Source organism: Natronorubrum tibetense GA33, from assembly GCF_000383975.1.
GTDB lineage: Archaea > Halobacteriota > Halobacteria > Halobacteriales > Natrialbaceae > Natronorubrum > Natronorubrum tibetense.
In genome coordinates, this window is record NZ_KB913017.1 from 2,312,250 (window position 1) to 2,333,185 (window position 20,936).

The window sequence follows — 20,936 nt, forward strand, 5'->3', positions numbered from 1 at the left end:
ACGCCCTCGGTCCCCGAACGCGAGTATGAGCACGATTCGAGTCGTCTGGGGGACCGCATCCGGTCCCACGGCGATGTCGTCCTACGACGCCGCGCTCGCGGACGCCGGCGTCGAGAACTACAACCTCGTCTCGGTCTCCTCCGTGATCCCGGCGGATACCGACGTCGAAGCCGTCGGCACGGCCCCCGATCTCGGACCCGTCGGCGAGCGGCTGACCGTCGTCGAGGCTCGAGCCACCGTCGCCGGCCCCGGCCGAGCCAGCGCGGCGCTCGCGTGGTCCCAGTCAGTCGACGACGGGCCGGGGCTGTTCTACGAGACGTCCGGTGAGACGGACCGTGAGGATGTCGAACGACGCGTTCGCGAGGGGCTGGACGCGGGACAGGAGCTTCGAGACTGGGAGTTCACCGAACCGAGCGTCGCCGTCGAGAGCACGCGGGCCGAGTCGGGACGGCACACGACGGCGCTCGTCCTCGCCGTCTACGGCAAGAGCGAGCCGATCTGTTGAACGATACCGACGATCGATGCCACCGAACGGGACCGTTGACCGCCCCCGAGTCATCCATCGGGTGTAAACAGCCCGCTTTGATTGTCCGAAGGCGAATCCTTTTCACCTGCCAGCGCATTGTGACCGGCACACACATCTTATGAACGGAAATACGCCGTACGCAGGGCTGCCGGGAGAGACGGGTGCTGGTCAGCGCGCCGCGGCGGACGTTCCGGACCTCTCGAGGGATCAAAAACGACTGCTTCACCGCGATGTCTCGCGGATCGCCGCCCGAACCCGCGAGTTCCTTCCCAGCGAGTACGTCGTCGACTCCGACGTCTCGAGCGGGATGACCGGTCCTCAGGTCACCGTTGCCGTCCGTCCACCGGTGGGTCACGCGGTCAGTGCCGGATTTACGCCGGACCTCGAGGATCTCGCGGCCGGTGAGGATGTCATCACGGCTGACGAGCGGAGCGAGGTGGCCCGGGGGCTGGCCGCCAGCGCGGCACTGCAGGTCAAACAGGCGGTCAGCAACAACGTGACGCCGACCGGGAAGTAGTTGCGGTTCTGTTGGGTTTCGAGTACGTTCGCTCGCTGAGCGAATTTATCACCGGTACCCTGAGGATTCAGCGTCGAATCCATCGAGACTCATCGTAATATATTTACAAATTCGAACTAATAGAAAGGCGTGAAAGTTCCTGCCATCCAATCCAGTATTAGCCGAGTCACCACAGCAAAGAGGTGGAATCGGCCGTGGTTGTATTATATTGGGGGGCTGTTCGCGCTATTCAATGCGTACTTCCACGCCAGAATTCTCGGCGACGCTATCTTCGGAGACGTTTCCGTTCATGGCGTACCGATAGACGTAGCGAGTGGGGGTACGTTCGTACTACTCGTTGGTATCCTGTTCACCGCAGTTGTCCTCGTTGATTACCGCTGGAGTAACCGGTTTCCAGACCTCGATTTGCGTGGTGCATTTGGGGCGATAGCAGTAACAACGTTCTTGCTGGCTGCTTTCGGATGGCTCGTAGCTATCCTTTTGATAGAGGCATCGGTCGGATTTCCTCAGGATGGAATCGTAGGTGTGTTAGCCAACAGTGTTTCGTTTAATCTAGTTCTCCTCGGTGCGAGCACGGTTCTTTTGCGGCATAGCTGACTCGAATCTCACTCTGGTGCGCTTGGATCGAAGCTGGCGACCCCAGAGTAGTTAGTTCATATCCCCCGTATTCACGGGAATTCCCGATAACTTACCATGAGGCCGGAGTTGGTGCGGTATGTACGTACCCTCTACTGAACGAATACTCCGCGACCATCTTCCAGAGACGGATTCGACGACCGTGCGTAGCGATGGAATCAGTACAATAACTGCTCGAGTTGATGCCGTCGCCGTTCGAGATCGATCTTCGGCTCGAGTTCGGGATCGTCGACGAGCCGATCGAGCACCAGCAGCGGGTCCGTTCCCGCGCGTTCGACGGCCTCGAGTAGCTCCTCGATCGCCGCCCGGTTCGTCGCGAGCGACGAGCACAGACCCAGCGCGAGCGCGAGCGGAATCGCCGCCTCGCCGCTCGGGAAGGCGTTGCTCACGCTGGTGAAATCGGGCTCCTCGAGCACCTCGTCCGCCGGTTCGACGGTGAGACAACGCGTACAGCACGTTGCGGCCGACGCCTGCGCCGGCGCGTACTCGCGATACTGCTCGGGAACCGAAAACGAGACCGTCGGCGAATCACAGATAGAACAGGCCATGAGAGAGATCGTCGGAACCGATCAGTCGCCGCCCGGCACACCGCCCGCAGTCGACTGCTCCATGTCGGGTTCGGTCTCGTCTTCGGTGTCGGAGGCCGCTTCGTCCTCCGCTTCGGCCTCTCGCTCTGCTTTCTCCTCGGCTTCTTTCTTCTCTTTGATTTTCTTCAGGCGGAAGGTCTCTTCGCGTTCTTGCTCCTCGAGTTTCTGTTCGATGTATTCCTGGTTGTCATAGAGGTCGGGCAGGAGTTTGAACTCGAGGGCGTTGACGCGCCGTTTGGTCGTCTCGATCTCCCGGAGCATCTTCTTCATCGCCGTCTCGACCTCGGCGGCGAGGATGATGCTCTCGAGGAGGTCCTCGTAGGCCTCGGCGGCCTCGTCGATGCGGGCGGAGGTTCCCATGATCCCGTAGCCGCGCTGGTCGAGGCTCTTCGAGACGCGGGAGGACTCGATTTGGGGAACGACGACGCCCATGATGTTTTTCGACTCGGTGGTGATCTCGGGGTGTTCCTGCAGCGCAGCGGCGGCCCCGCGGACCGCGACGTCGCCCTCCATGGCCCGAGCCATGTTGATTTTCTTCTGGGCGTCCTCGTAGTCCTGCGCGAGGTCGCCGCGGACATCCTGGGCCTTATCCAGGATATCCATGAACTCCATGATCAGCCCGTCCCGTTTCTTCTCGAGTGTCCCGTGCCCCCGCTCGGAGAGTTCGATGCGATCCTCGATCTCCATCAGGTTCTTGCGGGTGGGCTTGACGTCCTTGGCCATCTTGTGGGGGGATTGCGCCCCCAGTCGGATAACTGTTTACAGTTTCCCTGGCCGCTGCGGCCGTGGGACGGCACTCGAGGACGTGAAATCGCTTCGATCGGAGTTCTGCTTACCCCTGTCCGACCATTCGATCTTCGTCCTCCCACTCCTCCTGACGGAGTTCGTACTTCTGGATCTTGCCGGTCGCGGTTGTCGGCAGCTCCTCGACGAACTCGATCTCCCGCACCACCTTGTACCCCGCGAGGTTGTCCCGCGTAAAGTCGACGAGGTCGTCGACAGTCACGCCCGGGTCGTCCGGATCGCCGCTCTCGGGCACGACGAACGCCTTCGGTGTCTCACCCCACTGGTCGCTGGGGGCCGGGATGACCGCCACGTCGGATATTTCGGGGTGGTCGAACAGCGTGTCCTCGAGTTCGATGCTCGAGATGTTCTCGCCGCCGGAGATGATGATGTCTTTCTTGCGGTCCTGGATCGAGATCATCCCGTTTTCGTCGACGGTCGCGAGGTCGCCCATGTGGTAGTAGCCCTCGACGCGATCGGTAAAGGCCTCCTCGGTCTCCTCGGGCTTGTTCCAGTACTTCTCCATGACCTGATTGCCTCTGACGACGATCTCACCGATCGAGGCGTCGTCGCGGGCCACGTCGGTACCGTCCTCGTCGACGACGCGGATTTCCGTGCCGAGGAAGCCGATTCCCTGCCGTTTCTTGATCGCGAACCGATCACCGCTGTCGTCGTCGAACGTCCGTCGAGCGTCGGAGGTCGTGATCAGCGGTCCGGTCTCGGTCGCGCCGTAGACGTGTTTCAGGTACCAGCCGAACTCGTCCTCGACGGTGCGGATGGTTGCCTCCGGCGGCGCTGATCCGGCGGTCGCGATTCGGATGTCGTTCTCGCCCGTCGTTGTGGGGTCGTTTTCCTCGTAGTAGTCACTCAGCATGTTCAGCACCGTCGGCGCACAACACATGTAGGAGATGTCCTCCTTTCGGACCGACTCGAAGATGTCCCCGGCGTCGACGCCGCGGGTACAGACGTGTTTCGCGCCCATGCCGGTGATCGCGTAGATGTGGCCCCAACCGTTGACGTGGAACATCGGCAACGTCCAGAGGTAGCTGTCGTCGTCGCGAATCTCCTGGTGGATGCTGATCAGGTACGCGTGGAGCGTCTCCGCGCGGTGGGTCCGACAGACGCCTTTCGGGTCGCCAGTGGTCCCGGAGGTGTAGTTGATGGTGATGATCTCGTCCTCGTGCATCTCGGGGCGGTCGTACTCGGTGCCCGCCGCCTCGAGGACATCGTCGAACTCCTCCCATTCACCGTCGACACTTTCAGCGTCGTTCGTAATGAACGTCTCCGCCGGCACCTCCTCCCGGATCGGCTCGATCTTATCCGCGAAGTCGTAATCCGCGTAGACCGCGTCGACCTCCGCGTCCTCGAGCATGTAGGAGAAATCGTCCGGCGTCAGCCGGTAGTTCAGCGGCATATGGATCGCCCCGGTCTGCATCGTCCCGTAGGCCGCCTCGAGGTGGTAGTGCGTGTTTGGATCCAGGACGGCGACGCGATCGCCCTTCTCGATGCCGCGTTCCTGTAACGCCGCCGAGAACCGGTCGGCGCGCTCCCCCAGTTCGCCGTAGGTGAACCGTTCACCCGTCGTGGCGACGACCGCTTCGTCGTCGCCGTAGTGGGTCCGCGCCCGGTCGAGAAAGTCCGTCGTAAGCAATGGCTTGTGCATTTATATCACACCACTTGACCCTTCACCGACGAACCCTACAGAAGTTTCGGTCGCTCGACGTTCGGCGAGCGTCTCGAGCATGCGACGTATCGCAGATATCGAATGGGCGGAGACGGCCTAATTCCTCCAGACTCGAGGTCAGTTTCTGACGATACGAATTTCCGGGTTCGGCTGCTCGTCGATATAGTAGCTGTCGGACGGCGGGAGCACGTCCAGTTCGACCGTCCCGATATCCTGCTCGTCGCGAAGCGATTGCCGGCCGTCGAAATTCAACACCGCCTGGTGGTCCTCGAGGTCGTCGTAGGTACCTTCGAGGTCGTCGGGAACGGCACCCGTCTCGGCGTCGAGAACGCCCTCGAGTTGTGCCGATCCGCCGGTAGCGATCACCGTCGCGCCCGGCACGATCTCCCCGTTCTCGTCGACGACCGAGACGACGACTTCCGCGTCTTCCCCGCTCGCGTCCGCGTCTACGAGCTGATCATCCTCGGCGATTTTGACCGTTACCTCGGTGTCTGAGACGGATACATCGACGACGCCGGCGTACCACGTCCCCTCGATCTCGAGGGCAAGGACGTCTATCAACTCCGATACTGCCTCCTCATCGGCCTCGAGGTCGAGTTCGTAGGTGAGCCACTCGCCGTCCGTCACTTCGGCGTCCAGTTCGCCGTCGGCCGCCTCGATCACGTCGTGGTCGTCGGCCGACTCTGCACAGTTCGCGGCCGTGAGATCGTAGTCCTCGACGGCGTCCGCGAACCGATCCTCGAGATACTCGACGAAGTACTCCCGGTCGTGCTCCGCGAGATGCTCGTGGGGGTAGTACTCGCTGGCCGCCTCGAACTCTCCGTCGAAGGTCGTCTCGAGGAACCCGGTGCCAGCTTCGCAGGCGGTCGCGTACGTTTCGTCGCCGTTGGAGGGATCGTCGTTGCCGTTTTCGGGACCGCTTCCGGCGTCGGATGGAGCCTCGTCATCGTCGCTCGACTCGCTACCGAACTCGTCGAGACAGCCGGCGACGCCGACCGTTAGACTGCCAGCTGCCGCTGTGGAGAGCAACCGTCGCCGCGAAATACGATCGTCCATACAAATTCATGTTTGCTGGAAAGAAATAACTATTGTCATTAAATCCAGGCCGTCAGCTTCCAGCTTCCCCCCGAGCCGGCCGACCGACTACCGGGATGAGTGAATCGAGAGAAACGGAACGACAAAACGAAACCGCGTCGATCAGTCGGCCGAGACTTCGGCGGCTTCCGTCTCGTCTTCGCGGTAGTGCTCTGCGATGAGGTCCTCGTCGATCCGGTTGAGGGACTCTTTCGGGAGTTCCGACAGGAGATCCCAGCCGAGTTCGATCGTATCGTCGATCGAGCGGTTGTTGTCGTACCCCTGCTGGATGAACTCCTCCTCGAACCGGTCGGCGAAGTCGAGGTACTTGTTGTCCAGTTCGGAGAGCGCTTCGCGACCGACAATGTTCACGAGGTCGCGCAGGTCCTCACCCTCGGCGTACGCGGCGTACATCTGGTCGGAGACGTCAGCGTGATCTTCACGGGTGAGTCCCTCGCCGATACCGTCGTCCATCAGCCGCGAGAGCGATGGCAGGACGTTGATCGGCGGCTCGATCCCCTGGCTGTTCAGGTCCCGATCCATCACGATCTGGCCTTCCGTAATGTAGCCGGTCAGGTCCGGAATCGGGTGGGTGTCGTCGTCGCCGGGCATCGTCAGGATCGGAATCTGCGTCACCGACCCCTCCTTGCCTTCGATTCGACCGGCGCGCTCGTAGAGCTGTGCCAGGTCGGTGTACATGTATCCGGGGTAACCACGCCGACCCGGAACCTCCTCACGTGCCGCACCGATCTCACGAAGCGCCTCGCAGTAGTTCGTGATGTCGGTGAGGATGACGAGCACGTGGTAGCCTTTCTCGAAGGCGAGGTACTCCGCCGTCGTCAGGGCGAGTCGCGGCGTGACCGTCCGCTCGACTGCGGGGTCGTCCGCGAGGTTCATGAAGACGACCGAACGCTCGAGCGCGCCGGTGCGCTCGAAGTCGTCCATGAACTCGTTTGCTTCCTCGGCGGTAATTCCCATCGCACCGAAGATGACTGCGAACTCCGACCCCTCGTCGTCGTCGCCTTCCTCTTCCTCGGGCACCGACGCCTGACGGGCGATCTGGAGCGCGAGGTCGTTGTGGGGGAGTCCGGATCCGGAGAAGATCGGGAGCTTCTGGCCACGAACGAGCGTGTTCATGCCGTCGATGCCGGAGACGCCGGTCTGGATGAACTCCTCGGGATACTCTCGGGAGTACGGGTTGATTGCCTTGCCGACGATGTCAATGCGCTCGTCGGGGACGATTTCCGGGCCGCCGTCGATCGGGTTGCCGGAGCCGTCGAGCACCCGTCCGAGGAGATCCTCGGTGACGGGCATCTTCATCGTCTCGCCCAGGAACCGAACGGAGGCGTTGCGGTCGATACCGCCCGTCCCCTCGAACACCTGGATCGAGACGACGCCTTCGCTCGATTCCAGCACCTGTCCGCGCAGCGTTCGTCCGTCGTCGGTTTCGATCTCGACGATCTCGTCGTAGCCGACCGGTTCGTCGACCTCGGCGAACACCAGCGGGCCGCTGATCTCCGTGATTGTTTGGTACTCTTTCATCGTTAGTACTGGCTTCTGATCTGCGATTCGATCTCTGATTCGAGTTCGTCGATGTACTCGTTCCACTCCTCCGCCGTCGCCATCCGGTTGAGCCGTGGGAGGGCGTCGGCGTCCTGAATCTCCTCGGCTGGAACGCCAGCGTCGAGCGCCTCGAAGGCCTCGTCGTTGAACGTCCGGATCGCCTGGAGCATCCGGTAGGTCTTTTTCGGGTCGCAGTAGGTGTCGACGTCATGGAACGCGTTCTGCTGGAGCCAGGCTTCACGCAGGTAGCGTGCGACCTCGAGGGTCAGCTGCTGGTCTTCCGGCAGGGCGTCCTTGCCGACGAGTTGGACGATCTCCTGCAGTTCGGCCTCCTCGTCGAGCACGTCGACCGCCCACTGGCGGACCTCCGGCCAGTCCTCCGCGACGTTGTCGCGGAACCAGGGGTCGAGTTGCTGTCGATACAGCGAGTACGACTCGTTCCAGTTGATAGAGGGGAAGTGCCGACGCTCCGCGAGGTCGGCGTCCAGCGCCCAGAACGTCTTGACGATACGCAGGGTGTTCTGCGTGACGGGTTCCGAGAAGTCGCCGCCGGGCGGCGAGACGGCTCCGATCGCCGTCACCGAACCCTCGTCGCCGTTGAGCAGCTGGAACTTGCCGGCGCGCTCGTAGAACTCCGAGAGCGAGGCGGCCAGATATGCGGGATACCCCTCTTCGCCGGGCATCTCCTCGAGTCGGCTCGAGATCTCGCGCATGGCCTCTGCCCACCGGGAGGTGGAGTCGGCCATCAGCGCGACGTCGTAGCCCATGTCGCGGAAGTACTCCGCGATGGTGATCCCCGTGTAGATACAGGACTCGCGGGCTGCGACCGGCATGTTGGACGTGTTCGCGATGAGACACGTTCGGGACATGAGCGGCTTGCCTGTCTGCGGGTCTTCCAATTCAGGGAAGTCCTCGATAACCTCGGTCATCTCGTTGCCGCGCTCGCCACAACCGACGTAGACGACGATATCCGCGTCGGCCCACTTGGCGAGTTGGTGCTGGGTGACCGTCTTCCCGGAGCCGAAGGGACCGGGAATCGCAGCCGTCCCACCTTTCGCGATCGGGAAGAGGCCGTCGAGAATTCGCTGCCCCGAAACGAGGGGGATCGTCGGCGTCTCCTTCGTCTCTGCCGGACGGGCCTCACGAACGGGCCACTCCTGGTGCATCGTGATCTCCTCGCCGGAGTCGAGTTCGACGACGGGTTCGTCGACCGTGAACTCGCCGCTCTCGGTCGACGTCACCTCGCCACCCTCGTAGTCCGGCGGGACCATCACGCGGTGCGTGATGCTCTCGGTCTCGGGCACTTCACCGACGACGTCGCCGGCTTCGACCGTGTCGCCGACCTCGACGGTCGGGGTAAACTCCCACTCCGTCTCGAAGTCGATTCCGGGAGCGTCGACCCCGCGGTCCAAGAACGCCGTCCCCATCTTCTCCTCGAGAACGTCGAGCGGGCGCTGGACACCGTCGTAGATGGCGTCCAGCACACCTGGTCCGAGGTCGACGGAGAGGGGTTCGCCCGTGTTCTCGACGGGTTCGCCCGGGCCGACGCCGGAGGTTTCTTCGTACACCTGAATCGTGGTCAGGTTCCCTTCGATCTCGATGACCTCGCCCATCAGCCCTTCGTCACCGACGTAGACGACGTCGTTCATCCGGGCGTCGAGGTCCGCGGCGGTCACGACTGGACCGCTCACGCTTTCGATTACACCGTCTTCGTCGACGGTCTGGGTGTCTTCTGCCTGGCTCATAGTTTATTATTCGTCTTCGTCCATCAGGTCGATACCGATCGCACGCTTGATCTGGTCGCGCAGTCCGCCGCCACCGGTTCCGCTCCCGATCGTGACGACGACCGGCTCGACGCTCGTCTCGACGTTCTGGCGGACGTTCCGCGAGAGGAACTCCAGATCGTCGTCGTGCATGACGACGATTCCGATGCCGTCGTCGTCGAGGACATCCGTAACGGCGTCGTCGAGTTCAGTCTCCTTCTCGTCGTCCGGGACGTTCTCGAATCGACGGACTCCCGCGAGGCGGAAGCCGGTCGTGAACTCCGGACTGCCGACGACTGCGATTTCCTGACTCATAGGATCACCAGCTCCTCTTCGATCTCGCTTTCCTCGAGTCCAACCTCGCGACCGCGAGCGATCGCACGGATGTTCTCGACCTCGCGTTCCTTGGCGAGGATGTACGACAGCACGGCCGAGATCGAGGCCGGGTAGATGCTCGAGAGCGTATCCGCGTACTCGAGCAGCGCAGCGTCTAGTGCGTGCTCGAACTGGATAAGGCTGTCAGCGTCCCGCAGCCGATCCATCGCTCCGGAGAGTCGCTTGCCGTAGCGTTTGTTCTCGCCGATGTGATCGACGAGCGCGTCGTAATCGTTGACGAGTTGATTCAGCTCCGACTCGTCGAACAGCACGCCGCCTTCGATGTAGTAGGACGCGGGATCGAGGTCGGCGCCGCTGCGAGCGAGTCGCAGGGCGTTCCGGGCGTTCCGGAAGTCGATCTCGGCCTGCAGGAACTCGACGTACTTCGCCTCCGGCCCCTCCTGGGGCTCGGCAATCGGTCCGCGGGAGAGATCGTCGAGCAGGTGCTCGTAGAACTCCCGGTCGAGTGCGTTCTCGAGGGGAACGAGCGCGCCGGTCTCTTCGAACTCCTCGTACGCTTCCGTGAGGGGCTCGTAGTAGACCGTCCGGTTGAGGACTTCGATCGCGTCCTCGATCTCGTCGACCTCGAGCAGACGATCAATCGTCGCCTCATCGAGTTCGCCGGCCATGATCAGGTCCGTCCGGATCTCCTCGGGATCGGTTTCGGTGTAGATCCCGCGGATGATCGTCTTCAGGTTCCAGACGTCGAACTTCCGGAGGTAGCGGGCGATGAGGTCGTACAGTCGACCGTCCGACCAATCGAGCAAGTCCTGGAAGTGTTTCGCGAGATTCCGGTTCAGCGCGTACTCGATCAGGTCGACACCCGAGAAGCGTGCGCCGAGTTCGTTGATCTCGCGTTCGTACTCCGATTCTTCCATGAACCGTGCGATCCCGCTCGGCCCCATCCGGATCAGCTTCCGATAGTCTTCGTCCGCGAACAGCGAGGCTCGGCGTGACCGAACGCGAGCGTTCACGTACTCCGGATTCGAGGCACCTACGCTCATTGTTCGAAGAGTCTGTTGCTGATCTCCCGGAGGTTGTCTTCCCAGACGTCCTCGAGCAGCGAGTCGAACGTGTTGTTGACTCGGACTCGAGACTGGTCGCTTTCGACGACGACGCCGCCGAGGCAGTCGTACTCGCCGGCGTACTCGTAGCCATCGTAATCGTCGAGGATCGACGTGATCAGCTCCTCGTCGCTTTCGCGACCGTAGACGCTGACGTCGTCGCCCTCGTCGAACTCGTCGCTCGCCGTCTCGAGGAGGGTTCGCGTCAGCTCCTCGCGAGTGTCTCCTTCGAGAGCCGCGAGTTCGTCTTCGACCTGCTCGCGAACGTCGCCGAGGACGTCACGGCGGGCCTCCAGGCGCTGCTGTTTCGCCTCCAGTTTCGCACTGGAGAGTCGCTGTTCGCGAAGCTGCTCGATCTCGCGCTCGACAGCCTGCTCTGCATCGCTGCGGATCTCCTCGGCGTCCTCCTCGGCGGCCGATTCGATCTCGTCGGCGCGCGCTTCGCCCTCCGCACGGATGTCCTCCGCACGCGCGTGGGCCTCTTCTCGAATGTCTTCTACGACTGTATCCAAACTCATTGGTGAGAGAAGGGGGGTTGTTTTAGACGATGAAGACGACGACCAGTGCCAGGATCACGAGCGTCTCCGGAAGGACGGTCATGATCAGGCCTGGAACGAACATATCGTCGTCCTCGGCCATTGCGCCGACCGCAGCGGCGCCGATACCTCGTTCCGCATATCCGGCTGCGAGTGCCGCGAGACCGACTGCCAGTGCCGCTGCACCTTCGTTCTCGAGGGTTGGGCCGCTCACTTCTTCTGCTTGCAGTGCAACATCCGCCAGTTCAGGTCCGAGTTCAAGTGCCATTGTAGTTAGTCCTCGCTGTTATTTCGATCGTGTCCGAACGGTTCGTAGTTCTTTCCACCGCCTTCATAAAACTTCCCAAAGAACTCGACGTACTCGAGCCTGATACCCTGTAATCCGGCACTTGTGATACCAAGTAGCAAGACCAGGATGTGTCCGAGTACCAGCACGAGAATGCCGAGTGCGAAGGCGGCGATCGCGACTGCTCCGTCGCCGATGTAGAACAGGCCATCAAACATGACCTGTCCGTCCTCGGGTCCGTAGCCGGTCCAGGGTGCCATGAAGGGGCGGCCCCCCTCAGGCGTCTGGACGGCTCCGAAGGTCAGCAGGTTGACGACGAACGCCATCCCACCCTTTGCGAGCAAGACGGCGGTCATTCGTGCGTAGGAGACGACGTGTGCGAACGGCATGGCGAACTCGGCCAGTTCGACCGGGTCGCCGACTGCCAGGAGCACGACGCCGAGGATGACTGCCAGGAGCGGCAGCGTAATGTCGACGCCGCCGATCGCGAACAGATCCATCATCGGGAAGCCGCTGAATCCGAACGCGAACGGCTCGCCGTCGAACGCGGTGTAGATGAAGTCGGGCTTGACGTCCGCTGCCTGCTCCGTGAACACCCACACCCAGAGTCCGTTGAGCATCAGGAGCCACGAGCCGCTGTGGGTAATCGCTCCCCAGAGACCGTGACCGTGCTGGATGTTCGCGACGAAGTCGAGGATCCAGCCGATGTTCAGGTGAAGCACTCCGAGTGCGACGGCGACGATCAGCCAGGCGTTGACGAACTCTGCCGTCGCTGGCGAGAGTCCCTTGTCTCCCATCGGCGCACCGCCGTCGCCGAAGATCATGTAGCCGAGTTCGTGGAGTCCGAAGAACTCCCCGAACAGGATCCCGAAGAAGATCGTGAACGCGCCACACCACATGGCGACGCCCCCGAGACTCGTGATCCCCGGGCTATCGAAGCTCTGGTACATGTAGAATCCGGTCAGCACGTACAAGAGCCCGTACCCGACGTCACTGATCATGAACCCGAAGAACAGTGGGAACGTCAGGAACAGGAAGATCGTGGGATCGAGTTCGTTGTACTTCGGTCGGTTGACCGCCTGTACCAGCGTTTCGAACGGCTTGGCTGCCGACGGGTTCTTCTGGATCGTCGGCGGCTCATCACTCATCGTCACGGCCGAGCCACCGTCCGTCATGGCCTTCTGCTGCTGGCCGTCTTCTTCCGCAGCCGCATCTTCGTCGTCTTTCGCCGCCTGGGCACCCTGCTGGATATCCTCCGTGTGGGTTTTCCCGTGACGGTCGTAGCTCGCTCGCTCGAGCTCTTCGATCTCGACGCTCTCGCCGACGGCGTCGTTCAGCGACGCGACGAGATCGTCGTACTCGTCGCTCGGGATCCATCCCTCCGCGATGAACGCGCGGTCGGTCGTCGCGAACTGCAGCGGCGCGTCGGCCTGCTGGACCTCGACGGTCAGCTCCTCTTCTACACGCAAGAGGAAGCGAGCTTCGTTCGCCTTGATCTGCTCGAGTTCCGCGTCGATATCTTCGATCTCGTACTCGAGTTCGCGTTTGCGTTCCGACAGCTCGTCGACGTACGCACTCGGCGTCTGGTCGGTCTCCGGCACCGGGTGCCGGGTGAACTCGACGCCGACCAGGGCGTCGTCGATCGGACTCGAGCCAGTGTTTGCGGTGGGCGCGGCCACGATAGCCACGACATCGCCACCGGTGAACGTCTCGTAGGCTCGAATGTCGTCGGACGCGGCGACGGCGTCTTCGACCTGGGCGTGCTGCCCTTCGCCGACGACGACGTCGACCGTGTCGTACCCCGACAGGAGGTCGAGGTCAATTCCGAGCTCCGCGAAGGGAGCGACGCGGCCGATCTTCTCCTCGACCTGTCGAAGCTCCTCACGGATCTCGCTGCGCTGGTCGTCGAGCTCGTTGACCCGCGTTCGGATCTCCTCGACGCGCGACTCCCAGTTCTCCTCTAAGGTCCCCGGCTCGGCCTCGTCGGCCGACAGCTCCAGGGTACTCTCGAGGGCGCGGACGGTCACCAGCTTCTCGGAGGCGTCGTCGGCTCCTTCGATGGGGTTCCCGTTGTCGAACCCCTCCCAGGTGCCGTCGTAATCCGAGAGGTGAACCAGGTTCAGTCCGTGGATCGTCTCGATGACCGTGGGCATAACGCCCTTGGAGCCGGTCACCGAGACCTTGCTCATCCGTTCAGGTCTGAGCATGGACGTCCTCCTGGAACAGTTCGACGACGTGGTTCGTCACTTCGTCGACCCGATCCTGGGCACGTTCGGCTAGCGCCGCACGCTCCTGTTCTCCGTCTTCGAGGACGCGTTCGCACTCCTCGTCGATCTCTTCGCGCGCCGCTTCTAGCTGGCGCTCCTTGAGATCCCGCGCTTCTTGTTCCGCTTCCGTGCGAATCTCCTCGGCACGTTTCCGGGCCTCGGCTATTCGCTCGTCGCGGTCGTTCTGTGCCAATGCGACGATCTCGTCGGCTTCCTCTTCCGCCGACTGTATTCGTTCGAGAACCTCTGGCCTCGGCATACTCTAAGCGGGTGGACGTTTACAAGGGCGCGTATATGGTAGTTGCGAAAGTCATCCAGCAATTTTGCACACGGGAGTATCGATCTGTGCCGATCAATCACGTTTCGTGACCGACGGGAACAGCAGACATATCCCGATCCGGCTGAAACCCACTCACAATGGGAATCCTCGAGAACAAGGCCAGAGCCCGACTGTTCTACAAGTACCTCTCGAAAGTGTACGACCAGGTTAACCCCTTCATCTGGAACGAGGACATGCGCGCCGACGCCCTCGAACTGCTCAATCTCGACGAGGGGATGACCGTCCTCGACGTCGGTTGTGGCACCGGCTTCGCGACGGAGGGGCTGCTCGAACACGTCGACGAGGTGTACGCGCTCGATCAGAGCGAACACCAGCTCGAGCAGGCTTACGCGAAGTTTGGGAAACGCGCTCCGCCGGTTCACTTCCACCGCGGCGACGCCGAACGGCTGCCGTTCGCGACGGACACGTTCGACGTCGTCTGGTCGTCCGGCTCGATCGAGTACTGGCCGAACCCGATCCTCGCGCTTCGGGAGTTCCGCCGCGTCCTGAAACCCGGCGGACAGGTGCTCGTCGTCGGGCCGAACTACCCCGACAGCTTCGTCGCGCAGAAACTCGCCGACTCCATCATGCTCTTTTACGACGAGTACGAGGCCGACCGAATGTTCAAACGGGCCGGATTCGAGGACGTCAAACACCTGTTCCAGGGACCGTCCTACGATCCGGACGTCGCGATCACGACGATCGGTCGCGCTCCCGAGTAATCGCTGACTATCGTTCTCCGCTACCGCTACGTTACGTCGCCGTCGTCTCGAGCGTCGCTATCCGAGTCCCGTTGACAACGAGTGTGACGCCGACCGTATCGCCGGACTCGACCGTCGGATCGTTCGTCTCGGCGACCGTGACACTCGCACGCTCACCGGTCCGCCACTCGGAATCGCTCTCCGCGTTGAACGGCCCCGTCGGCGAGCCGTCGAATCCGTCCGCGCCGACGAACGGCACCGGCGGCTGGTCGGTCAGCTCTTCGCCGTCGACCGTAATCCGAATCGACAGTTCCGCGACGTCGATTTCGTCGCCCTCGATGTGATCGATTGCAATCGTCGACTCTTCTCCGTCGACCGTCAGATCGAACGCCGCGGTCGGCCCGCCCGCCTCGAGCGACCACGTGCTGGCCCCGACTGCGACCATCGTCGCCAGCAGGACCGTTATCGCGAGCAACGCGAGCACGCCGACGAGTCGGCTGACGGCTCGTGTGCCGAAACCGAACGTCGTTCCGTCGGCGCTCCCCTTGCTGGCGCAGTCGCTCCTGTGATCGCAGTTTTGGTCGCAGGTTGACGGATCGCTCGAGCGGAGTGACACGCCCCATCGTGGCCGCTCGTTCCGATATAAAGGTACGGCCGAACCCGTTGTTACCTTCTATTCGCGGTCCTCGTGTCGACGCTTCCCGAGTCCGTCTCGGCCGATACATCGTACTCGCCGAGTGGCGGCAGGAGCCACAGCGTGCCGTCGTCGTCGGTCTCGCCGAGTTCTACCCCGTTCATCCAAACCGTCGCACTCTCGGGGTCGTCAGTGACCATATCGGCCACTCTCACTTCCACCGGCCCGTTGACGGGCGTTTCCGTAATCGTGAGATCGATATCGTGGTCGATCCACGATCTGTTGTTGTCTTCGGGCAGCGACTCGAGGGCGAGTTCCTGTGACTCGCGGTAGACATCTCCCGTTCCGCCGTCGAGGTAGACCTGGAGGTGGTTTCGGTCGTCCTCCATCTCGACGAAGTAGAGGTTCTGCTCGCCGTAGTCGTTGAAGCTCGACCAGCTCTGTTCACCGCCCGCCCACGGATAGTGCTCCGTTGCGGCCTCCATCGTCTCGGAGTTCGAGTAGTCCTCGAACTGGTTTTCGGCGTCGGGGCCGGTGTCGCGGTTGTCGAACCGAACCGTCTCGAGGATGTACATGTCTCCCTCGATCATCGAGAGGCTGTAGCCGTCTTCCGACGTCTGAATTCGGACATCGGGCTGTTCGTCCCAGCCGGAGGACTGACTCGCCTGGTCGAGGTTCGCCCGGAGCGACGTTCGGTGGAGCTCGAGTGCCGCTTCGTCCGCGCGGACCTGCTGGTTCGACAGCGAATAGCCCGGAACGGCGTCCGTTCGGTCGTCTATCTCGTTCAGCGCGTGTAGCAGCGATTCTGCCTCGTTGTAGTTTCGCAACAGCGTCTGTAGCAGTTCGGTATCGGTGATCTCTCCGCCGGCGTGAGCTCTGACGGCCTCACGTTCGCGCTCCTCGAGATTTTCGGTTCGATCGGCGATCCGATTATTCGCCGTTCTGATCATATTCTCTCGCTCGTCGTTCGTGGCGGTATCGAACTCGCTGTCGACGATGGTGTACTGCTCCTGATCTACCCTGAGGTGATCGTCCACGGCGGCGAGTGTGAGTCCGAAATCGGTTCCGTACGTGGCTCGCTCTTCCCTGATTTCACCGGAAAGCTGGAGCCGGTTCGTCGTCTCTTCGGCTTCGACCGGCGACGATGACACTTGTTGGAGGGCCAACTGCTGGAGCTGCGAGTCGGGGGCATCGCGTGTCGCGTCGTCGGCTTCCGGTCCCGGCGCGATGACGGGCATCGCAAGAAGCGACGTGACGAGCAACACCGCGAGGAGGGCGGGCATCGCACTGTTCATCGCCCCACCATACGGACTCCTGATACAAAAACTGGTCGCACCAGTGATGGAAGCGCTCAGCGGCTGATTACAGCCCTCACACGCGAGTTTCCACCCGATAGTAATGCGTTATTTTCCGATGGAAAGTGTTTTTTCCCCGGGGAAACCACCGGTTGATACGCATGCGGTTATCCCCCGCGATTACAATTGCCCTCACAGCCCTCCTCGTGATGTCCTCCGTGGGGGTGGTGGCCGCCGCCCCGTCGGCGTCCCCGCACGACCCCACACCGACGGGTCACAACTCCCTCGAGTCGACGCCGCTCGATCTTTCCCCGTCTGTTTCGATGTCTGATACTTCGTCGTCGGTTTCGTCCGCTAATCTCGCCCCAGCAGTGGCCATCGAGGATCCACCTGCAGAGGCCGGTGCGAAACAGGTGCTCCGGATCGAGATCGACGAGACCGGCGACGCCCGCTGGTCGATCGAGAGCCGGTTTATCCTGACTGACGACGAGGATGTCGACGAATTCAACGACTACGTCGACGCCGTTCTGGCAGGCGAACGCGACCCCAACGTCGATCCCCGCGAATTCGAACACCGCGCGAGCGAAGCCGCGGACCGAACCGACCGTGAGATGACGATTCGGGACGCCGGCTGGGACGACTCCCGCGTCGAGTCCATCGACGATGTCGACGATATGGACGGCGAAGCGATCGATCACGAGGACGGTGATGACGTTCGCGTCGGTACTATCACATACTCGCTCACCTGGACCAACTTCGCGACGGCCGAAAACGATCGCATCTACCTCGGGGATGCCTTCCAGACCGACGACGGCGTCTGGCTCTCGCTGAACAGCATACAGCGTCTCGTTATCGACTATCCGGACGCGTATGCACTCGATACCCCGACACAACTCGACTGGGACGGGCCCTACGAGTTCAACGACCACGAACTCGAGATCGTCTTCGTCCGCAGCGGCGGTCCCACCACCCCTGCATCCTCCCTCGGAATCTCGAACTGGCTGATCGCCGGCGTCGTCGGCGTCGTCTTCGCCGTCGGGATCGGGAGCTACCTCTTCGCCCGCCGCGAACAGAACACTGATCTTCCGGCCCCGCTCGATCGCGTTTCGGAGCGGGTCGCCGAACTCGGCCTCCTCGGATTCATCGCTCGCTTGCGCTCGAGGGCTGTCACTCGAGACGGGGCTGGCGATCAGGACACGGCCGCGACTGACACCGACGGCGGGACCGCAGTTCAGTCCGCGGCTGACGATCCGGTTGACGCTGTCGGCGACCGGGACGCCGCCGGGACGCGACTCGAGTACGAAGAGACACCCGACGGCGAGATCGAGCTCGAACTGTTGAGCGACGAGGAACGCGTGCTTCGGATGCTCACGCGAAACGGCGGGCGGATGAAACAGGCCTCGATCGTCAAAGAGACCGGCTGGTCGAACGCCAAGGTCTCTCAACTCCTTTCGCAGATGGATGAGGACGACGAGATCGAAAAGCTCCGAATCGGTCGGGAGAACCTCATCACACTTCCTGAAGTCGATCCGACAGAACTGGATTGACGACGACTGCTTTCTTTTCGGGTTCGCTCCGCTCTCTGCTCACGGACGCTTTGCGTCCGTTCGCACGGTTAGCGGGTCCGCTGGTCCCGCTCAACTCCAAAAACCTCCACGAAAAAGCCGCTCACTCGAGGCGCTCGTTCGCGGTACTCACACCAACGGCGTCCGCTCGACAACCTGTCCATCGTACGTCGGATACTGCTCGACAATTTCGCCGTCCTCGAGATCTCCTTCGTCGATCATCTCCTCGAGGAGCCACCAGGCGATCTCGATGTGATCCGTCTTGACGGTGTAAAACTCCTCGGGAACGCCCAGGGCCTCGAAGCGCTCGGGTTCGGCTCGGGTCTTGCCGTAGACGAGCGTGCCGTCGTCAGTGATGTCGTCGAACTCTCGACGGATGTTTCGGGCCATGCGCTTCAGGCGGCGGCGGTGCTGGGCAGCGTCCTTGAAGACGGACGTACAGAAGTAGACCTTCTCGTGGTCGCCCATCACCTCGAGGATGTCTTCGCGGGAGCCCTCGACAGCACTCATGTGGTCTTCCTTAAGCTCGAAGCCTTCCTCCTGCATCCGGCGGTAGTTTCCGTCGCTCATCTCGAACTCGTTGACGTTACAGAAGTCGGCCGCGCCCTCATCGAGAAAGTCGAGGAACTCCGGTTCGGGTCGGATGCCGGGGATTTCAAAGGCCGGGGTGAGCCCCTCCTCGCGGGCGATGTAGAGGATCTCCTCCCACTCGGTGCCGTGCATCTCGCCCCACAGCTCCAGTGGCGGGTGGAACCGAATCTCGTCGAGTCCGGCTTCGGAGAGGCGACGCATATTCTCGCGGCCGCCCGGAATACCTGTATAGAGGTGGGTGTGGTGGTCCTCGCCGAACTCGTCTTTCAAGAGCTCGAGATAGTGACAGGTTCGATCGAGGGCCTCCTGGGGTTCGCCGCCGGTGATCGACGTGCCAAGCGCGTCCATCCGGTGGGCCTCCGTGAGGACGTCCTCGTCGCTCTCGACGAGTCGCTCGTTCGCGTAGACGTCGGTGACGTTCTTGCGGTTCTCGCCGAGCGGGCAGTAAAAGCAGTCACGCTGATCGCAGTAGCCGTAAACGAACAGCACCATCTTGCCGCCTTTCGCGCACTGCTCACAGCCCTTCGAGATCATTCGAGGAAACGTACTGGGCGCGTCCACAAAAGCCGTGCGAAACGAGCGCGCCGTGAGTCGGCTGGCCACCCCACCCTCGAGCGTCGGCCATCCGTCTCGGTCCCGCGATGGTCGCGTTCCGAGCGCTCTCTTGGCCGTATACTATTGTACCGTAGCCTCCCAACGGGGCTAACTGGTGTCTCCCGGGTCTGCGTCCTCTGTGTCGACGACGACCTGGGCGTCCGGTCATTGACGGCGACCGGGGCGGCGCGCTTCGAACTCTGGGAGTCTCTCTGCTCGAGGCCGCGTCCGCCGGGACGGGGCAAGGACTCGCCACATTCGAAACTGTTTTGACTCCGTCCCGATCGGCGTCTCGCTCCGAGCGCGGTCGTCGTTCGACTCTCCCTCGAGCCGTCCTGTATATTCTGTCGTCCCCAGAAGATGGAAATACCCCGCGCCCGAACGTTCGTGCAGATGCTGCTGGTCCTCTGTGTCGACCTCGACGACGACCTCGGCCGGAAAACGGGCTTTTCGACGCCGGTCATCGGTCGCGATCCGGTCGAGGAGGCAGCCGTCGCTCTCGCGACCGCAGACCCGGAGGACTCCGACGTCAACGTCATCTTTCAAGGGATACACATCTACGACGACCTCGACGAGCGCGACGAGAGCGTCGAAGTCGCCGTCGTCACCGGCAACGATGAGGGCGATGTCAAGGCCAACCGGGAGGTCGGCGACGAGGTCGATACGGTCCTCGCGAGCCTCTCGACCGCGGAGGACGTGACCGCGCTCGTGGTCACCGACGGCGCACAGGACGAGTCCGTCATCCCCATTATTCGGTCGCGGGTTCCGATCGACGGCGTTCGCCGCGTCGTCGTCCGACAGGCCCAGAACTTGGAGTCGATGTACTATACGATCAAACAGGTGCTGAACGACCCCGAGACGCGAGGGACGGTGTTGATTCCGCTGGGAATCCTCCTGCTCATCTATCCGCTCGCGCTGATCGGGAGCGTACTGGACATGCCGGGAATCGTACTCGGCACGACCTCTGCGCTCCTCGGGTTCTACCTCATTTCCCGCGGGCTCGGCCTCGGCGACCGACTCGACGAGGCCGTCGAACGCGGCCGACGGTCGCTGTACGCCGGCCGCACGACCCTCCTCGCCTACGTCGTCGCCGCGGCCCTGTTCGTCCTCGGCGGCGTCAGCGGGATGGACACGTTAGAGGAGGTCCAACAGGCCACCGCGGACGATATCGGCGCTCCAGTCATGCTCGCCGCGTTCGCCTACGGTTCGATTCAGTGGATCGCCGCCGCCGGCCTCACCACCAGTCTCGGACAGATCACCGACGAGTACATCGCGGGTCGGCTCGAGTGGCGATACCTCAACGCCCCCTTCTACGTCCTCTCGATCGCCATCGTCCTGCACGCGGTGAGCGCGTACTTCCTGAACGAGGTCGAGATTAACTACCTTGCGACGGCGCTGACGGTCGGGACGTTGCTGGGCATTGTGAGCACCCTCACGTTTGCCGTCCTCGAGTCGCGGTTTTCGGACGAGGAAAGTGACCACGATACCGAGGGGACGAGACAGACGGATCGCGTGTAAGGATGCCACTCGCAAGCGGATGATAGTCGCCGACAAGGATCGTTACCGCACGGTCTCG

At 62.4% G+C, this 20,936-nt stretch carries 21 protein-coding genes; 6 read left to right on the top strand and 15 right to left on the bottom strand.

Annotation, left to right across the window (positions count from 1 at the left end; all coding sequences use genetic code 11):
- Nucleotides 1-25 precede the first annotated feature (25 nt).
- The 3 genes from NATTI_RS0112110 (at nucleotide 26) to NATTI_RS0112120 (ending at nucleotide 1,640) form a co-directional block, all read left to right on the top strand.
- Entirely contained in the window at nucleotides 26-505 is a 480-nt protein-coding gene (locus tag NATTI_RS0112110) for a pyruvoyl-dependent arginine decarboxylase (RefSeq protein ID WP_006089728.1), read from the top strand.
- A 139-nt stretch (nucleotides 506-644) separates the two neighbouring features.
- A complete protein-coding gene (locus NATTI_RS0112115) occupies nucleotides 645-1,043 on the top strand; it encodes a DUF5811 family protein (RefSeq protein WP_006089729.1) in 399 nt (132 codons plus the stop codon).
- A 129-nt stretch (nucleotides 1,044-1,172) separates the two neighbouring features.
- The gene (locus tag NATTI_RS0112120; RefSeq protein ID WP_006089730.1) at nucleotides 1,173-1,640 is read left to right on the top strand and encodes a hypothetical protein; all 468 of its coding nucleotides are present in this window, start codon (nucleotides 1,173-1,175) and stop codon (nucleotides 1,638-1,640) included.
- Nucleotides 1,641-1,837: 197 nt separating this feature from the next.
- Here NATTI_RS0112120 and NATTI_RS0112125 read toward each other — a convergent pair whose 3' ends face one another.
- The 12 genes from NATTI_RS0112125 to ahaH all read right to left on the bottom strand — a co-directional run bounded on the left by NATTI_RS0112125 (nucleotide 1,838) and on the right by ahaH (nucleotide 13,920).
- Entirely contained in the window at nucleotides 1,838-2,227 is a 390-nt protein-coding gene (locus NATTI_RS0112125) for a DUF6276 family protein (RefSeq protein WP_006089731.1), read from the bottom strand.
- A gap of 21 nt (nucleotides 2,228-2,248) precedes the next feature.
- Nucleotides 2,249-2,989, bottom strand: a complete 741-nt coding sequence (locus tag NATTI_RS0112130; protein WP_006089732.1) for a V-type ATP synthase subunit D — start codon at nucleotides 2,987-2,989, stop codon at nucleotides 2,249-2,251.
- 109 nt (nucleotides 2,990-3,098) lie between these two features.
- The gene (locus NATTI_RS0112135; protein WP_006089733.1) at nucleotides 3,099-4,712 is read right to left on the bottom strand and encodes a long-chain-fatty-acid--CoA ligase; all 1,614 of its coding nucleotides are present in this window, start codon (nucleotides 4,710-4,712) and stop codon (nucleotides 3,099-3,101) included.
- Between the two features lie 138 nt (nucleotides 4,713-4,850).
- Nucleotides 4,851-5,789 (bottom strand): DUF7382 domain-containing protein, encoded by a 939-nt coding sequence (locus tag NATTI_RS0112140; protein ID WP_006089734.1) that lies wholly within the window; start codon nucleotides 5,787-5,789, stop codon nucleotides 4,851-4,853.
- A gap of 141 nt (nucleotides 5,790-5,930) precedes the next feature.
- Nucleotides 5,931-7,349 (bottom strand): ATP synthase subunit B, encoded by a 1,419-nt coding sequence (locus tag NATTI_RS0112145; RefSeq protein ID WP_006089735.1) that lies wholly within the window; start codon nucleotides 7,347-7,349, stop codon nucleotides 5,931-5,933.
- 2 nt (nucleotides 7,350-7,351) lie between these two features.
- Complete coding sequence (locus NATTI_RS0112150) at nucleotides 7,352-9,115, bottom strand: ATP synthase subunit A (protein ID WP_006089736.1); 1,764 nt, start codon at nucleotides 9,113-9,115, stop codon at nucleotides 7,352-7,354.
- Between the two features lie 6 nt (nucleotides 9,116-9,121).
- A complete protein-coding gene (locus tag NATTI_RS0112155; RefSeq protein WP_006089737.1) occupies nucleotides 9,122-9,448 on the bottom strand; it encodes a V-type ATP synthase subunit F in 327 nt (108 codons plus the stop codon).
- On the bottom strand, nucleotides 9,445-10,512 hold the full coding sequence (locus NATTI_RS0112160; protein WP_006089738.1) for a V-type ATP synthase subunit C: 1,068 nt from the start codon (nucleotides 10,510-10,512) through the stop codon (nucleotides 9,445-9,447). Before NATTI_RS0112160 ends, NATTI_RS0112155 begins: the two co-directional genes overlap by 4 nt.
- Nucleotides 10,509-11,090 (bottom strand): V-type ATP synthase subunit E, encoded by a 582-nt coding sequence (locus tag NATTI_RS0112165; protein WP_006089739.1) that lies wholly within the window; start codon nucleotides 11,088-11,090, stop codon nucleotides 10,509-10,511. The genes NATTI_RS0112160 and NATTI_RS0112165 overlap by 4 nt, the downstream gene beginning before the upstream one ends.
- Before the next feature lie 22 nt (nucleotides 11,091-11,112).
- Nucleotides 11,113-11,376, bottom strand: a complete 264-nt coding sequence (locus tag NATTI_RS0112170) for a hypothetical protein (RefSeq protein ID WP_006089740.1) — start codon at nucleotides 11,374-11,376, stop codon at nucleotides 11,113-11,115.
- A gap of 5 nt (nucleotides 11,377-11,381) precedes the next feature.
- Nucleotides 11,382-13,601, bottom strand: a complete 2,220-nt coding sequence (locus tag NATTI_RS0112175) for a V-type ATP synthase subunit I (protein WP_006089741.1) — start codon at nucleotides 13,599-13,601, stop codon at nucleotides 11,382-11,384.
- Nucleotides 13,588-13,920, bottom strand: coding sequence for an ATP synthase archaeal subunit H (gene ahaH, locus NATTI_RS0112180; protein WP_006089742.1), 333 nt, complete (start codon nucleotides 13,918-13,920; stop codon nucleotides 13,588-13,590). The genes NATTI_RS0112175 and ahaH overlap by 14 nt, the downstream gene beginning before the upstream one ends.
- A gap of 158 nt (nucleotides 13,921-14,078) precedes the next feature.
- On the opposite strand from ahaH, the gene NATTI_RS0112185 reads away from it, so the two are divergent.
- Nucleotides 14,079-14,702 carry a methyltransferase domain-containing protein gene (locus NATTI_RS0112185; RefSeq protein WP_006089743.1) on the top strand — a complete coding sequence of 208 codons (624 nt, stop codon included), beginning with the start codon at nucleotides 14,079-14,081 and terminating at the stop codon, nucleotides 14,700-14,702.
- Between the two features lie 31 nt (nucleotides 14,703-14,733).
- Here the strand turns inward: NATTI_RS0112185 and NATTI_RS0112190 are convergent, their stop codons facing one another.
- Nucleotides 14,734-15,297, bottom strand: coding sequence for a type IV pilin (locus NATTI_RS0112190; protein ID WP_006089744.1), 564 nt, complete (start codon nucleotides 15,295-15,297; stop codon nucleotides 14,734-14,736).
- Between the two features lie 50 nt (nucleotides 15,298-15,347).
- On the bottom strand, nucleotides 15,348-16,610 hold the full coding sequence (locus NATTI_RS0112195; protein WP_006089745.1) for a DUF7096 domain-containing protein: 1,263 nt from the start codon (nucleotides 16,608-16,610) through the stop codon (nucleotides 15,348-15,350).
- Nucleotides 16,611-16,981: 371 nt separating this feature from the next.
- Here NATTI_RS0112195 and NATTI_RS0112200 point away from each other — a divergent pair, with 371 nt between their 5' ends.
- Entirely contained in the window at nucleotides 16,982-18,157 is a 1,176-nt protein-coding gene (locus NATTI_RS0112200; RefSeq protein ID WP_006089746.1) for a helix-turn-helix transcriptional regulator, read from the top strand.
- Nucleotides 18,158-18,304: 147 nt separating this feature from the next.
- Here NATTI_RS0112200 and NATTI_RS0112205 read toward each other — a convergent pair whose 3' ends face one another.
- On the bottom strand, nucleotides 18,305-19,300 hold the full coding sequence (locus NATTI_RS0112205) for a radical SAM protein (RefSeq protein WP_006089747.1): 996 nt from the start codon (nucleotides 19,298-19,300) through the stop codon (nucleotides 18,305-18,307).
- A 453-nt stretch (nucleotides 19,301-19,753) separates the two neighbouring features.
- Between NATTI_RS0112205 and NATTI_RS0112210 the strand changes: the two genes are divergently transcribed.
- Complete coding sequence (locus NATTI_RS0112210) at nucleotides 19,754-20,878, top strand: DUF373 family protein (protein WP_006089748.1); 1,125 nt, start codon at nucleotides 19,754-19,756, stop codon at nucleotides 20,876-20,878.
- The last annotated feature ends 58 nt before the right edge of the window (nucleotides 20,879-20,936 follow it).

What these genes read in the sequence shown, in the direction of transcription:
- NATTI_RS0112110 (WP_006089728.1), top strand. Translation starts at nt 26, where the DNA reads ATGAGCACGATTCGAGTCGTCTGGGGGACCGCATCCGGTCCCACGGCG.
- NATTI_RS0112115 (WP_006089729.1), top strand. Translation starts at nt 645, where the DNA reads ATGAACGGAAATACGCCGTACGCAGGGCTGCCGGGAGAGACGGGTGCT.
- NATTI_RS0112125 (WP_006089731.1), bottom strand. Translation starts at nt 2,227, where the DNA reads ATGGCCTGTTCTATCTGTGATTCGCCGACGGTCTCGTTTTCGGTTCCC.
- NATTI_RS0112130 (WP_006089732.1), bottom strand. Translation starts at nt 2,989, where the DNA reads ATGGCCAAGGACGTCAAGCCCACCCGCAAGAACCTGATGGAGATCGAG.
- NATTI_RS0112135 (WP_006089733.1), bottom strand. Translation starts at nt 4,712, where the DNA reads ATGCACAAGCCATTGCTTACGACGGACTTTCTCGACCGGGCGCGGACC.
- NATTI_RS0112140 (WP_006089734.1), bottom strand. Translation starts at nt 5,789, where the DNA reads ATGGACGATCGTATTTCGCGGCGACGGTTGCTCTCCACAGCGGCAGCT.
- NATTI_RS0112145 (WP_006089735.1), bottom strand. Translation starts at nt 7,349, where the DNA reads ATGAAAGAGTACCAAACAATCACGGAGATCAGCGGCCCGCTGGTGTTC.
- NATTI_RS0112150 (WP_006089736.1), bottom strand. Translation starts at nt 9,115, where the DNA reads ATGAGCCAGGCAGAAGACACCCAGACCGTCGACGAAGACGGTGTAATC.
- NATTI_RS0112155 (WP_006089737.1), bottom strand. Translation starts at nt 9,448, where the DNA reads ATGAGTCAGGAAATCGCAGTCGTCGGCAGTCCGGAGTTCACGACCGGC.
- NATTI_RS0112160 (WP_006089738.1), bottom strand. Translation starts at nt 10,512, where the DNA reads ATGAGCGTAGGTGCCTCGAATCCGGAGTACGTGAACGCTCGCGTTCGG.
- NATTI_RS0112165 (WP_006089739.1), bottom strand. Translation starts at nt 11,090, where the DNA reads ATGAGTTTGGATACAGTCGTAGAAGACATTCGAGAAGAGGCCCACGCG.
- NATTI_RS0112170 (WP_006089740.1), bottom strand. Translation starts at nt 11,376, where the DNA reads ATGGCACTTGAACTCGGACCTGAACTGGCGGATGTTGCACTGCAAGCA.
- NATTI_RS0112175 (WP_006089741.1), bottom strand. Translation starts at nt 13,601, where the DNA reads ATGCTCAGACCTGAACGGATGAGCAAGGTCTCGGTGACCGGCTCCAAG.
- ahaH (WP_006089742.1), bottom strand. Translation starts at nt 13,920, where the DNA reads ATGCCGAGGCCAGAGGTTCTCGAACGAATACAGTCGGCGGAAGAGGAA.
- NATTI_RS0112185 (WP_006089743.1), top strand. Translation starts at nt 14,079, where the DNA reads ATGGGAATCCTCGAGAACAAGGCCAGAGCCCGACTGTTCTACAAGTAC.
- NATTI_RS0112195 (WP_006089745.1), bottom strand. Translation starts at nt 16,610, where the DNA reads ATGAACAGTGCGATGCCCGCCCTCCTCGCGGTGTTGCTCGTCACGTCG.
- NATTI_RS0112205 (WP_006089747.1), bottom strand. Translation starts at nt 19,300, where the DNA reads ATGATCTCGAAGGGCTGTGAGCAGTGCGCGAAAGGCGGCAAGATGGTG.
- NATTI_RS0112210 (WP_006089748.1), top strand. Translation starts at nt 19,754, where the DNA reads ATGCTGCTGGTCCTCTGTGTCGACCTCGACGACGACCTCGGCCGGAAA.